This is a genomic window from Arthrobacter sp. Br18 (assembly GCF_000520555.1).
Lineage (GTDB): Bacteria > Actinomycetota > Actinomycetes > Actinomycetales > Micrococcaceae > Arthrobacter_D.
This window is the reverse complement of record NZ_KI914890.1, coordinates 62,455-75,910: the sequence shown is the minus strand read 5'-3', so window position 1 is coordinate 75,910 and position 13,456 is coordinate 62,455. Positions and strand designations below refer to the sequence as shown.

12 protein-coding genes and 1 pseudogene are annotated in these 13,456 nt (G+C 68.1%); 10 read left to right on the top strand and 3 right to left on the bottom strand.

Features of this window, described 5'->3' with window-relative positions; genetic code table 11:
- Positions 1–956: GNAT family N-acetyltransferase (locus tag Y704_RS21920; RefSeq protein WP_253904370.1), on the top strand; the 956-nt coding region annotated here is incomplete at its 5' end.
- A gap of 99 nt (positions 957–1,055) precedes the next feature.
- Here the strand turns inward: Y704_RS21920 and Y704_RS21915 are convergent.
- On the bottom strand, positions 1,056–3,587 hold the full coding sequence (locus tag Y704_RS21915) for a DNA gyrase/topoisomerase IV subunit A (protein WP_051477209.1): 2,532 nt from the start codon (positions 3,585–3,587) through the stop codon (positions 1,056–1,058).
- A 94-nt stretch (positions 3,588–3,681) separates the two neighbouring features.
- Between Y704_RS21915 and Y704_RS0115570 the strand changes: the two genes are divergently transcribed.
- The 4 genes from Y704_RS0115570 (at position 3,682) to Y704_RS21900 (ending at position 9,035) form a co-directional block, all read left to right on the top strand.
- A complete protein-coding gene (locus Y704_RS0115570; protein WP_026550798.1) occupies positions 3,682–6,345 on the top strand; it encodes a bifunctional acetate--CoA ligase family protein/GNAT family N-acetyltransferase in 2,664 nt (887 codons plus the stop codon).
- A 73-nt stretch (positions 6,346–6,418) separates the two neighbouring features.
- Positions 6,419–7,096, top strand: a complete 678-nt coding sequence (locus Y704_RS21910) for a DUF5998 family protein (RefSeq protein WP_035773050.1) — start codon at positions 6,419–6,421, stop codon at positions 7,094–7,096.
- A 6-nt stretch (positions 7,097–7,102) separates the two neighbouring features.
- A complete protein-coding gene (locus tag Y704_RS21905) occupies positions 7,103–8,323 on the top strand; it encodes an alkaline phosphatase family protein (protein WP_051477207.1) in 1,221 nt (406 codons plus the stop codon).
- Entirely contained in the window at positions 8,316–9,035 is a 720-nt protein-coding gene (locus tag Y704_RS21900; RefSeq protein WP_035773049.1) for a thymidine kinase, read from the top strand. Before Y704_RS21905 ends, Y704_RS21900 begins: the two co-directional genes overlap by 8 nt.
- Positions 9,036–9,064: 29 nt before the next feature.
- On the opposite strand, the gene sepH is transcribed toward Y704_RS21900, so the two are convergent.
- Positions 9,065–10,327, bottom strand: a complete 1,263-nt coding sequence (gene sepH / locus Y704_RS0115550; protein ID WP_026550797.1) for a septation protein SepH — start codon at positions 10,325–10,327, stop codon at positions 9,065–9,067.
- 206 nt (positions 10,328–10,533) lie between these two features.
- On the opposite strand from sepH, the pseudogene Y704_RS21895 reads away from it, so the two are divergent.
- Positions 10,534–10,743: pseudogene (locus Y704_RS21895) on the top strand (DUF4193 family protein); the annotation flags it as partial.
- Here the strand turns inward: Y704_RS21895 and Y704_RS21890 are convergent.
- Positions 10,719–11,216, bottom strand: a complete 498-nt coding sequence (locus tag Y704_RS21890) for a DUF3093 domain-containing protein (RefSeq protein ID WP_051477205.1) — start codon at positions 11,214–11,216, stop codon at positions 10,719–10,721. The pseudogene Y704_RS21895 and the gene Y704_RS21890 sit on opposite strands and share 25 nt — an antisense overlap.
- A gap of 197 nt (positions 11,217–11,413) precedes the next feature.
- On the opposite strand from Y704_RS21890, the gene dut reads away from it, so the two are divergent.
- The 4 genes from dut to Y704_RS25415 all read left to right on the top strand — a co-directional run.
- Complete coding sequence (gene dut, locus Y704_RS21885; protein WP_081747707.1) at positions 11,414–11,932, top strand: dUTP diphosphatase; 519 nt, start codon at positions 11,414–11,416, stop codon at positions 11,930–11,932.
- 82 nt (positions 11,933–12,014) lie between these two features.
- The gene (locus Y704_RS0115530; RefSeq protein WP_026550796.1) at positions 12,015–12,761 is read left to right on the top strand and encodes a DUF3710 domain-containing protein; all 747 of its coding nucleotides are present in this window, start codon (positions 12,015–12,017) and stop codon (positions 12,759–12,761) included.
- A 6-nt stretch (positions 12,762–12,767) separates the two neighbouring features.
- Positions 12,768–13,091, top strand: coding sequence for a hypothetical protein (locus Y704_RS0115525; protein ID WP_026550795.1), 324 nt, complete (start codon positions 12,768–12,770; stop codon positions 13,089–13,091).
- A gap of 110 nt (positions 13,092–13,201) precedes the next feature.
- A partial coding sequence (locus Y704_RS25415) for a DUF3159 domain-containing protein (protein WP_253904374.1) occupies positions 13,202–13,456 on the top strand: 255 nt, incomplete at its 3' end.

The following is a 13,456-nucleotide window of genomic DNA, read 5'->3' as shown; positions in this document are numbered from 1 at the left end:
TCGCCTACTCCGATATCGGCGCCTGGCTCGGGCTCACCCAGCGCATTGCCGCGGCGGACGAGCCGGACTGGGTCGAGCAGCGGGCAGACCTCGAGCAGGCGCTCCGCGCGTCGAAGAACGACCCGCGGAAGGACACTATTGCAGGATTCGGGTCCGACGGCGTCCTGCGGGCCTTCGGACGCGTGTCGATGAACAGTGGCTCCTGCCTCGTGCACGGCTCGGGTGGAGTGGATCCCGCGTGGCGGAGGAAGGGCATCGGGCGGACCGTTTTCGACTGGCAGGCCTGGCGCGCCACCTGCCGGCTGCAGGAGAACGCCCTGGCCGCCGGCGTCCTCCGCAACTACGTCGAGGAGCGCAATCCGTCACATCTGGCCCTCCTCCAGGGCAGCGGAAGTTCGATCGTGCGGTACTTCACCGAGATGACCCGTCCCTTGGACAGGCCGATCCCTGACTTGCCATTTCCCCCCGAGCTCGAGGTGGTCAGCTTCGCCGATGGAGCGGACCGGAACATCTCCGAGCTGGTACGCCTCGCCCACAACGATGCCTTCCAGGACCACTGGGGGAGCGAGCCCCGCGACCAGGAGTCATGGCAGTTCACCGTCAGCCATCCCGAGTTCCGGCAGGACTGGAGCCTCGCCCTCGTGGACCGGACCACGGGCGAGGTCGCGGCCTATCAGCTGGGAAGCCATGACCCGGATTCGAAGGTGCTCCTCGGCCACACCGAGGGATACACCGACCTCCTCGGCGTGCGGCGGGCGTGGCGCGGGCGCGGGCTCGCGCCGGCCCTGCTGGCCGAAGCCATGAAGCGGTACAGGGCGTCCGGCATGGACAATGCCGGGCTCGGCGTCGACACCGAGAATCCCTCGGGAGCGCTCGGGCTCTACGAACGGATGGGGTACGAGCCCACCCAGCGCTCCATCGTGTTCGACCTCCCGCTCGAAGCGCCCGCACCCTGACCGGGGTACCGCCGGTGGGGCGGAACGTCCGCCGCCGGGAACACCATGGGACGAAGCCTGAAGCCTGAAGCCCGAAGCCCGACGCCGGTCGACCCCCGGCTACAGCAGGGTGCCTTGCCCGTCGTCGCGCAGCGGAGGTGCAGCAGGCTGCGTCAGCCCCGTAAGGCCGGGCCCGACGGCGTCGATCTCCTGGGTCAGGGCGATGCCCGAACCATCGCGTCGGCCGTGCTCGGTCGGCAGGGCACGTGCAACCCCGTTGGCGGCCGCGGCCTTCGCCGGTCCAGGGCCCGCCCATGCCAGCGACAGCCGGTCCTCACCGCGCAGGAACCGGTGGGCACGCACTCCAGCGGTGGCCCGGCCCTTGACAGGATATTCGTCGAACTCCGTGACCTTCACCGATCCGGGCGATGTGCCCGGTAGCGCGTCCCCCTGCAGGGCAACCGTGACGACCACACCGGCCGTCTCGCCAGCGGCCACCGCACCGAAGTGGAGCACCGCGTCGTCGCTGGTCAGCTTGATTCCGGTCATGCCCCCCGCAGTGCGGCCCTGGGGGCGCACCACGGAGGCGCTGAAGCGCAGCAGCTGCGCCTGGCGGGTGATGAACACGAGCTGGTCGTCGTCGAGGGCGGCGGCCAGGCCCACCACCTCGTCCTTGGGCTTGAGCGAGATGACTTCCCAGTCATCGCGGTTGAGCGGGTACTCGGGCACCACCCGCTTCACGATTCCCCGTGCCGTTCCGAGGGCCAGGACGGCGTCGAGCGGCGCCAGCGCCACCAGCGTTTCCCCCCGTTCGAGGGTGATGAACTCCTTGGCCGGTACCCCACCGGCGAGGTTCGGAACTCCGGCCGTGGGCGGCAGGGCGGGCAGATCCATCACCTGCAGCCGGATCATCCGGCCGGACGAGGCCAGCGCCCCGATCTCGGCGCGTGCCGTGGTCGGGATGACCGAGCGGAAAGCGTCGTGCCGCAGCCGCTGGCCGTCATTCAACGGCTGGCGGTCGGAGGTCCGGGCGAGCTGGCCCGAGGCGGAGAAGATGACCCAACACGGATCGTCGGCGATCTCGAGGGGCAGGACGGCCTTGGCGCCCTTGCCCGTGAGGACCGGCAGCGCTGCTCCCCGAACGGGAGCAGAGGCTTCGGATTCGAGCAGTACCGTGCGCCGCGGCGTGGCGAACAGTTCAGAGATCGCAGCGAGCTCATCCGAGACCAGGGTTCGCAGGCGCTCCTCCGAAGCGAGGATGGCCTCGAGTTCGGCGATGTCGAGACGGAGCTGATCCTGTTCCTTCTCGAGCTCGACACGGGAGTACCGGGTGAGCTGGCGCAGGCGCAGCTCAAGGATGTAGTCGGCCTGGATTTCGGAGAGGTCGTAGATGGACATGAGCCGTTCGCGCGCGGCTGCCACCTCGTCGGAGGAGCGGATGATCTGGATGACCTCGTCGATATCGAGGAGCGCGATCAGGAGGCCCTCCACAAGATGCAGCCGGTCCAGCTTGCGCCGCAGCCGGTAGGCTGTCCGCCGGCGCACCACCAGCATGCGGTGCGAGATGTAGACCTGCAGCAGCTCGAGAAGGCCGAGGGTGCGCGGCTGGCCGTCGACGAGCGCCACATTGTTGATGCCGAACGAGTCCTCCATGGGGGTGTATCGGTACAGCTGCGCAAGGACCGCGTGGGGATTGAAGCCGTTCTTGAGCTCGATGACCAGCCGGAGGCCGTGCATGCGGTCCGTCAGGTCCACGATGTCCGAGATGCCCTGCAGCTTCTTCGAGGTGACGGCGTCCTTGATGCGTTCGATGACTTTTTCCGGTCCGACGGTGTAGGGGAGCTCGGTCACCACCAGTCCCGTGCGGCGTGCCGAGAGCTGCTCCACCTTCACCGTGGCACGTGTCTTGAACGAGCCGCGGCCGGTGGCGTAGGCATCGCGGACGCCCCCCAGGCCCACGATCTTTCCACCGCTGGGAAGGTCGGGGCCCGGGATGAAGCGCAGGATGTCGTCGAGCCCGGCATCCGGGTGAGCGATCAGGTGGCGTGCCGCCGCAACGACCTCACCAAGGTTGTGCGGAGGCATGTTCGTGGCCATGCCGACAGCGATGCCGCTGGCGCCGTTGACGAGCAGGTTGGGGAACGCGGCGGGCAGCACCTCGGGCTGCATCAGCTGGTTGTCGTAGTTCGGCACGAAGTCCACGACGTTCTCGTCGAGGTGGTTCGTCATCGTGAGGGCCGGCGCCGCGAGGCGGGCCTCGGTGTAGCGCGGGGCGGCGGGGCCGTCGTCGAGCGAGCCGAAGTTGCCGTGCCCGTCGATGAGCGGAAGCCGGAGGGAAAAATCCTGCGCCATGCGCACCATGGCGTCGTAGATGGCGGTGTCACCGTGGGGGTGGAGCTTGCCCATCACCTCGCCCACCACGCGAGCCGACTTGACATGCCCGCGGTCGGGGCGCAGCCCCATGTCGGTCATCATGTAGAGGATGCGGCGCTGCACGGGTTTCAGGCCGTCACGGGCGTCCGGTAGCGCCCTGGAGTAGATGACCGAATAGGCGTATTCGAGGAACGAATCCTGCATCTCGGATTCGACGTCGATATCGATGATCTTCTCGGTGAAATCTGCCGGCGGTGCGGTGGTTTGGCGCCTTGCCATAGGGATGGTGCTTCCTCAACGTGATCGGTGGGTCGTGGAGCAGGCATCCAGCCCGGCGCTGACGCGCGGAGGCGATGCCCACTAGGGTGAGTCTATGGCGGCCGACGGACATTACCCCGAATATTGGGAAGCGGATGTCGTCCTGCGGGACGGCGGAACCGGGCACCTGCGGCCCATCTCACCCTCCGACGCCGATGCGGTGCAGTCCTTCCATGTCAGCCAGTCGCAGAACTCGATCTATCTCCGGTTCTTCACGTACAAGGCCAAACTGAGCGCCAAGGAGCTCAAGCGGTTCACCGAGGTGGACTACCATGACCGCGTCGCCTTCGTCATCACGCGCGGCTCCGACATCATCGGAATCGGGCGCTATGACCGTCTCGATGATCCGCTGGAGGCCGAAGTTGCCTTCAACGTCTCGGACTCCCACCAGGGTCGGGGCGTCGGATCGATTCTGCTGGAACACCTCGCCGCCGCCGCGCGTGAGAACGGCATCCGGCGGTTCTCCGCGGAGGTGCTTCCCGAAAACCGGAAGATGATCATGGTCTTCGCCGAGGCCGGGTATGAGGTGGAGCGACATTTCGACGACGGCGTGGTGATGCTGAGCTTCGACATCGACCAGACGCGCAAATCTCGCGCGGTCATGGAGGCGCGGGAGCACCGGGCGGAGGCCCGCAGCGTCGCGGAGCTGATGACGCCGTCGACCGTTGCCGTGATCGGGGCAAGCCGCGAGTGGGGGACCGTGGGGTATTCGCTCCTGGAGAACCTCGTCGAGGGCGGCTTCACCGGGACGGTGTACGCCGTTAATCACGACGCGTTCGAACTGCACGGCCTTCTCTCGCATGCCACCCTTGCCGAGGTGCCGGAGCCGGTCGATCTCGCCGTCATCGCCGTGCCGCACGACCAGGTGGACGCGGTGGTGGACCAGTGCGCCGCGGCCGGCGTGAAGGGCCTGCTCGTCGCCACCGCGGGCTATTCCGACGACGATGGATCGGGGATCGCCGAGCAGCGCGCACTGGTCCACCGGGCACGCGCCCACGGCATGCGGGTTGTGGGACCGGCGTCCCTCGGCCTGGTCAACACCGATCCGGCCGTGCGGCTGAACGCCTCCATGGCTCCGTCCCTCCCCGGCAGGGGTACCCTGGCCCTGTTCAGCCAGTCCGCCGGCCTGGGGGTCATGCTGTTCGCCGCTGCCAGCCGCCGCGGGCTCGGCCTGTCCTCGGTGATCTCCGCCGGCAACCGTGCCGACGTCTCGGGCAACGATGCCATGCAGTACTGGGAGGACGACGCCGCCACCGGCGCCGTGGGGCTGTACCTCGAGTCGATCGGCAATCCGCGCAAGTTCTCCCGCATCGCGCGCAGGCTGGCACTGACGAAACCGGTCATCGTCGCGAAATCGGACGTCACCGGGCTGCAGCTGCCGCCGGGCCATGCAGTCCGCACCACGCAGGCTCCCGGTGGAGCGCTGGATGCGATGCTCCGGCAGTCGGGGGTGATCAGGGTCGAGACGACCGAGCAACTTCTGGATGTGGCCCAGATCGTGTCTTCCCAGCCGCTGCCGGACGGGCCGAACATCGCGGTCTTCAGCAATTCCTCGGGCCTGGGAAAGGTGGTGGCGGACGCCGTCGCAGCGCAGTCGATGACGGTGGCGCGGCTCGTGACCGGCCTCGATCTCGACACCGGCATGTCCGTTGCCCTCCCGGCGCTCGAGGAGGCGGTCTCCGCAGCGCTCGCCGACGCCTCGGTGCACGGCGCCGTCGTCACCACGCTGCCCGCGCGGGGGCTGAGTGCGGAGGCGATCGCGAAGTGCCTCCACCAGTGCGGGCAGCGGGCGGGCAAACCCGTCGTCGCCTCCTTCACCGGAGTGCTGGACCAGCGGCTTCAACCCGATGGGCTTGAGCACGGTCTTCCCTGTTTCCCCAGCCCCGGAGCCGCCCTCGCGGCGTTGGGCGCCGTGGTGAAGTACGCCAAGTGGCGGGTGCGGGATCACGGCGAGTTTCTCGACCCGGAGGGCACGGACTACGACGCCGCTGCGGCCCAGCTCGCCGGAATCCTCAGCAGGGTCACGGGCGTCGGGCTGACCCGCCTGACTCCCGCCGAAAGCGCCGCCCTGATGATGCACTACGGCATCCCGCTGCTGCCGTCCGAGCGGTTCGAGTCGGTCGCGGAGGCGGTCACCGCCGCTGAGCTGCTCGGGTGGCCGGTCGCGCTGAAGACGATGGATGAGCACCTCCGCCACCGGCTGGATCTCGGCGGCGTGCGGCTGAACATCGACAGCCCTGCAGCGCTGGAGCGCACTATCGGGCAGATGGAAAAGGAGCTGGTGCCCTTCGGCAGTTTCGGCATGGAGGTGCAGGCCATGGCGCCGGCGGGTCAGGCCTGCACCCTCCGGGCCATCGAGGATCCGCTCCTCGGACCCGTGGTGTCCTTCGGAATGGCCGGCGACGCCGTGAACCTGCTCGACGACTGGGGCCACGCGGTCCCGCCCCTGAGCTCCGTGGACGTCGCGGACCTCGTGCGGTCCCCGCGGGCCTCGCGCAAGCTGTTCGGCTACCAGGGCCTGCCGCCGGCCGACGTCGGCGCGGTCGAGGATCTAGTGGCGCGGGTTGCACTGCTGAAGGACCGTCATCCGGAAATCGCCGTGCTCGAATTCACCCCGGTGCTGGTGTCGACCACGGGGCTGTCCATCCTCGGCGCCCGCATCGACGTGGGAAACCCCCGGCAGCGCACCGACAGCGCCCGGCGGGCCATGCGCGACTAGTGCGTATCCGGGTCCGGGTACCCTGAAGCCGTTGGGTTAGGCAGAGCGGCGCCGGGTAGGGGAAACTGGGCGTATGACCCCTTCGCTTTCCAAACAGCGCCGCGACCTCGACTCCTCACTCGAACGTGCCGGTTTCTACCCTCGGCTGGTCGCCGACGTGGTCCACGATGCCCTCGACGGCCGCGAGCCGCTGTCCCATGTGGCCCACCTCGAAACGCACTTCGAGCGCACCGAAGTACACCGGCACATCACCGTGCTGGTGCTCACGGAGGACATGCTCGTCATCACCCACGTGGATGACCAGCAGCTCGACGACACGGGAGAGCAGGTCATGGCCCAGATCTCCACTGAATCCGTACCGGTGAGCCAGATCCGCTCCGTGGTGCTCAGCTACCTCTATGCGCAGCCGCAGGACTACAAGCCGTCCGACCAGACCCGGGAGATGACCCTCGCCATCGCCTGGTCCGGCGGCCAGCGTCTCGATATGGGCCCGGCAAGCTGCGGGGACGCCCAGTGTGACGCCGACCACGGGTACACCGGAACGGTCGCCCAGGAGGATATCGTGCTCCGGGTCAGTGCAGAGGCCGACGGTGTGCAGGCCGTGCAGAACGCCAAGTCCTTCGCCCGGGCCCTGCGCCAGGTGAATACCGCCAGCTCCACCGGCGGCGGGCTGGCCCTTACCTCCGAGGCCGGGGAACGCCGCCAGCCCGGGTTCGGCGGCCGCTTCACGCGCGCGCACCACCAGCGGTAGTCGCTCATGAATCCTGCCGATGTTCCCGGCGAGCCGCTGCCCCCACCGCCTCCTTTCGGCACCGGTACCGTCGCCGAGGTCCTGACCAGTGCGGCGGCCGCACTGGGCGTGGACACCTTTTCCAACGCCCTCAACCTCCCTGCCGCACGGCGGGTCTGCGTGGTCATGGTGGACGGCCTCGGGCTGTCGCTGCTCAGGAAGTACAGCGGCCACGCGCCCTTCCTGCGCCAGAAGCTGGACGGCGGGCAGCGCCTCAGCGCCGCTTTTCCGTCGACGACGGCGGCCTCGCTGGCAAGTCTCGGCACCGGTCTGCCACCCGGCCAGCACGGCATGGTGGGGTACGACGTCCTCGACCCCGATCAGGACAAGGTGGTCAATATGCTCGGCCGGTGGGATGCCGGCGTGGATCCACTCCGCTGGCAGCCCCACCCCACCGTCTTCGAGCGGGTCGCCGAGGAGTTGCCGGTCCTGACGGTCAGCCAGCCGCGCTTCGCCGATTCAGCGATGACCCGGGCTGCGCTGCGCGGTGGGGGCTTCGCGGGCGGCAACACCGTGCAGGCACGGATCCGGCTGGCGGCCGAGCACCTCGCGGGGTCGGAGTCGATGCTGCTGTACTTCTACCTCAATGACCTCGACAAGGCCGGCCACCGGTACGGATCCGACTCGGCCGAGTGGTTGCGCCGCCTGGAGGACCTCGATTTCGCCATGCGCTCCCTCGTGAAGCAGGTCCCGCCCGATACGCTCGTCCTGCTGACCGCGGACCACGGGATGGTCGACGTCGAACCCGCGCGACGGTTCGACTACGCGGCACAGCCTTCCCTCGTGGACGGCGTTGCGCACACCGGCGGTGAACCACGACTGGTGCACCTGTATTGCGAGCCAGGGCTCGACGAGGCGGGGCGGAGGGCGCTGGCCGCCCGCTGGCAGGAGGCGTACGGAAAATCCGCCTGGGTGCTGACGCAGGATCAAGCGGTGCTGTACGGGCTTTTCGGCCCGGTGGCCCCCGCCGTCCTGCCCCGCATCGGCGACCTGCTGATCGCGGCCCGGGAACCCATCGCGCTGTTCGATGCCCGCCGGACCTCCGAGGCCGCGCGCGAGGTGGTCGGTCAGCACGGCTCCTGGACCCGCGCGGAGCGTGAGGTGCCGCTCCTGACTCTCGCCCGCTCCACCAGGTCTCTGCGGCCGGCAGGGCGTGCAGCCCAGGTGGCAGGTAACCACGGTGGCTGAACTGGTGTTCTTCTCCGGCACCATGGACTGCGGCAAATCGACGCTCGCCCTCCAGATGGACCACAACCACCGGGCGCGCGGGCGCAGGGGAGTGCTGTTCAGCTCGCACGACCGCGCGGGCGAATCGATGATCTCGAGCCGGCTCGGCCTCCAGGTGGGGGCGGTCGAAGTGCGCCCCGATTCGGATTTCTGGACGGAGATCGCCGGCCGCCTGACCAATGGTGCACGCGTCGACTACCTCATCTGTGACGAGGCGCAGTTCTACACGAGCCGGCACATCGACCAGCTGGCGAGGATTGTCGACGAGATGGCGATCGACGTGTTTGCCTTCGGTATCACCTCCGACTTCCGGACCCACCTTTTCCCCGGTTCCCAGCGCCTCATCGAGCTCGCTGACCGGGTCCAGGTGCTGCAGGTCGAGGCCCTTTGCTGGTGCGGGCGGCGTGCCACTCACAATGCGCGCGTGGTCGACGGCGTCATGGTCCTCGAAGGCGACCAGATGGTGGTGGGCAATGTGGAGGACCAGGTGGAGGACACCGGCCTGCAGTACCGGGAACCAGCAGGCGGCGGGTCCGGCGACCGTGCTGCTGCCGAATCCGGGACCGTCGGCTATGAAACCCTGTGCCGCAGGCACCATATGCGCCGGCAGACAGCGCGGAGCTCACCGTCCCTGGCGGGCAACGAGATGCCCCTGCCGTTCGGGGCAGCCTGAGCTAGTCGCCCTTGGTGCCGGAGGCTGAGCTAGTCGCCCTTGGTGCCGAAGACAATCTGGTCCCAGCTGGGTACGCTCGATCGCTTCGGCTTGATACGCCGGTCGGTCGGCTCGTCATTCCTGGCGGGCGCGGAACCCTGGCTGCCGGCGGGCCGGAACCCTTTCTGTAGCTGTGCCTTCTCAGCCCGGCTGTCGGACGCCGCAGGGTTCGGCACGGCCGATGTACCAGGATCTTTCCGGGCGGCCCGGACCGGCTCGGCGAAGATGCTGATCTCCCGGGTATCGCCGCTGACTCCGTCATACAGTTTCGGGCTGCCGTCCTCGTGGTGTGTCGGGCCGGAGTCGTCGGCCGGCAGCGCGGGGGCGAGGCCGAGCCCGGAGGCCGGCTTATCAGCCGCAGCGCGGTCGGCGACGTCCTCGTCGTCCTCCCCGTCCCGTGGATGGGCGGCAGGGATGCTGCCCTTGGCAAGGAGCTCGGCCAGTGCGTCGTCGCCGTCCTCGTCGGCTCCCAGTCGCTGGCCGCGCCGGGACCGCAGGACATCCAGAAGACCGTCGGGATCGGTTCCTTCGGTGGAGGGGCCGTCGTCGTCCTTCTCTGCTTCGAAATCGAACACGCGGTCGGCGACGGCGCTCAGCCTGCGCGAAGGGAGCGGGCCATCGAGGGGAACAAGTTCACTGAGCACCTGCGCCCAGCGGTTCGCATTGGTGAGGATGCGGCGCCTCGGGTTGAAGGTCCACTGTGCGGGCGGGTCCTCGCCGATGGCGACTGTGCTGCCCTCGGGAAGGGCGAAGCGAGCCACGACGAGCCAGACGCCGTCCGTGCGCCGCCACGAATCCCACTCGACGCCGGCCGGATCGATACCGTAGGCCTGCAGCCGGAAGGTCACCATGTCCCCGAGCTGCGCCGCATCGTTGCCGGACACGGAGCGATAACCGTCATGGGACGGGACGGGGGAGGCCACCTCGACGCGCTGGGCGAGGTACGCCATGTAGTCGCGCTCCGCGCGCACCGGACCCTCGTAGCGGAGGACGTGGTTGAGTTCGAGCCCGGATTCGGCGGCGACTTCCTCGGCGCTGGCACCGCTGCGGATGCGTGACTGGATGTCCTTGGGAGTGAAATGCACGGCTGCCTGTCCGGTAGTCGGAGGAACCGGTGCAACGCGGGTGGACGGCCGTGTGCTCGCGATTCTCAACGCTTCGTTGATCGGCAGGCGGAATGTGGTGCCCGTGTCGCCACCGAGCAGCAGGTGGGCACCGTCTTCGTGGACCCCCACCAGGCGTAGCTCCTGCATTCAATCCTCCAGCCGACAGTTTTCCTACTGAAACTGTGCCATTGAATGGCTTCCATTCCTACTACACCGGCTGGCGTGGCGCGGAATCCGTGTCATGGTGTGGGATCGGTGCGGTAAATGCTGAAGAATGGTCCTGCATACTGATGCGGAACACCATCGGTCTCAGCGGCAGGCGACGGAAGAGGGCAGGAGAAATGACGATCGAGCAATCCCCGATGATTGACGATGCTGAAATCGACGCGGCGGATTCCTTCGAGTTGCCGGGCGCCGAGATGTCAGGCGAGGAACTGGCGGTCGAGATCCTCCAGGCGCAGGCCGATGAATTCACCTGCGCGTCGTGTTTCCTCGTCCGACACCGCTCGCAGATCGTGGAGGACGACGGCGGCCTACTCTACTGCGTGGACTGCCGGGGCTGAGCCGGAATCGTCCACGAGGTGAGCGCCGCCACCAGCTTTTCCGGCTTCCGTGTGGAGGTCAGCCAGTAGGGGGTCCGGTCCTCGGGATCCACCACCTCGATCTTGACGACGGGGGAGATCCACCCCCGGATGCACAGGTAGGCGAGGCCGTTGAGCGAGGTACCGCGTTCCCGGGTGGCGTCCTCGCCGCGGTACAGCTCCACGGCCCCGAGATAGCGGCGCTCGATGGTGGCCCTTCCGACTGTCAGCGATGAGCTTGTCACCGCGATGCGCGGAGTGGAGAGAATGAGCAGGGTCGCGATGATGCCGGCCAGCACCACGGCGGCGACATAGCCGATGCCGATGGCGATCGGCGCGAACGTCACGATAGCGGCGCTGGAAATGCCTGCCGCTATCAGCCAGATCCACGGCGAGGGCCACAGCTTCTCCTCGTAGAGAACGACGTCGGCGGATCCTTCTGCGGCAGCTGGCATGCCTCAACCATTCCACCTTTTCCAGCGCGTTTCATCCCGGCTCCCAGGCGGCGGCGAGGCAAAGGGGCTAAAGTGATTGCCTGTACCTGCGGCGGTCCCGGCGGGTGAGGCATGCGGCTGCGAGGATCGCCGAAGCTGCGGGTGCGCCGCGGGGGTCACCCCGATTGTTCTGAACCCCCGATTTGTTGGAGACGCTCGTGCCTGACACGCAAGAGGACCTGCGGGTCCGGATCCTGATGCTCGACGACGGCCTCGACCTTCCCACCTACGCCACCACCGGGGATGCAGGCGCTGACCTCCGCAGCCGGGTGGCTTTCTCCCTCGCACCGGGCGAACGGCTCCTCGTCCCCACCGGCCTGGCCATTGCCCTTCCCGAGGGCTATGCCGGCTTCGTGCATCCCCGATCGGGGCTCGCAGCGAAGCACGGGGTCACGATCGTCAATGCGCCGGGCACGATCGACGCCGGCTACCGGGGCGAGATCAAGGTATGCCTGTTGAACACCGACCGTGCCGCAACTGTCCACTTCTCGCGCGGAGACCGCATCGCCCAGTTGGTCATCCAGCGCGTGGCCCGGGCTGAATTCCACCGGGTCAGCGAGTTGCCGCGGTCGGTGCGGGGTGAAGGTGGTTTCGGTTCGACGGGCGGATTTCCGGCGGCTCCAGGGTTCCCCGACGAACAGTACGGCGTCCCTCTGGACGGGAGCAGCCGGGCATGAGCTTTACCCTGTTTCATGGTGCGCACCATGTGGAGTGCACCCAGCATCGAGGACGCAACAGTCAAAGGAAGGGAATTCCCTCATGGTTTTTGGGCGCCTGAAGAAGAACAAGCAGGACGAGGCGGCTGCGGAACCCGCGGAAGGGCTCGACACAGCCGCGGCGGAAGCGCCGGAGGCAGACGAAGGGCAGGAGCCGGCCAGGGTCGCCTTCACCCGTGACGACGGTCCCTTCGATTCCACCGAGAAGGACAGCCTCGACGGGTATATCGATCTGGGTGCACTCCGAATCGGCGCAGCCGAGGGCCTTCAGCTTCGGCTGGAGGTCGAGGAGAAGACAAAGCGCGTCATCGCCGTCACCCTGGATCTCAACGGATCCACCCTCCAGCTCCAGGCGTTCGCCGCACCGCGCACAGGCGGCATCTGGGACGAGATCCGTGAACAGATCGGACTGTCCGTCGGATCGCAGGGAGGCACCGTCGCGGAGAAGCCCGGGACCTTCGGCACCGAACTCATCGCGAAGCTGCCCGCGCAGCTGCCCGATGGCCAGCCCGGTCACCGTGTGGCACGGTTCGTGGGCGTGGACGGTCCCCGGTGGTTCCTCCGAGGCGTGTTCGGCGGACGCGCGTCTATCGACGCCGCTGCGGCCGCTCCCATCGAATCACTCTTCCGCAGCGTTGTGGTGGTCCGCGGTGATCACCCGCTTCCCCCGCGGGAGCTCCTGCAACTACGCCTGCCCAAGGACGCCCAGACGACGCCGCCCCCAGCGGCACCCGCACAGCCGGTCCTCAACCCTCTGGAGCGCGGCCCCGAAATCACGGAGATACGGTAGCGGCCGATGCCCGGATTCCGGACTGAGGCGAACCGCTCGCCTGCGCCCGCCCCCGTGGCCAGGGGGCGGTTCGCCGGCCGCGGATTCATCGACCGCGTCACCGTCCAGCCCCGGACGAACGCACCGCAGTTCGCGGCGACGGTCAGACTCCCGAGCAGCGCGGGCACACCCGCTGTGCGCATCCAGCTCATCTGGATGGGCCAGCGCCGCGTCGCAGGCATCGTGGCCGGCGGGGAGCTGGCCTTCGAAGGGATGGCGAGCCAGGTCGACGGCATTCCGACCATCTACAATCCGCGCTACGAAATCATCGGACGGCCGGAGGAACACTAGTGGACAGGTACGAGCGACCTTTGAGAAAGAACCAGTACGGCGACGACGAGACCGGCGCGATTCCGGACGGCGTGAAGCAGCAGGACCCGGGGGGCCTCCGTGACGATGACGTGGCCACCGAGCCCGACAGGACCGCTGCTCCCGGTACCACCGGCTTCGCATCCCAGTACTCTGCCCGGTCGGGCGTCACGCGCGACGCTGCCGGGCAGATCGACGTACTGTCCTCGATCGGCGGCATGCAGGGCCTTGCCGAGAGCGTTGTCCCCGGGCTGGTGTTCACCGTGCTCTTCACCATCACCCGCGATCTTGCGGTGTCGCTGACCGCCGCACTCGTGGCCGCCGCCGTCTTCTCGGTGGTCCGGCTC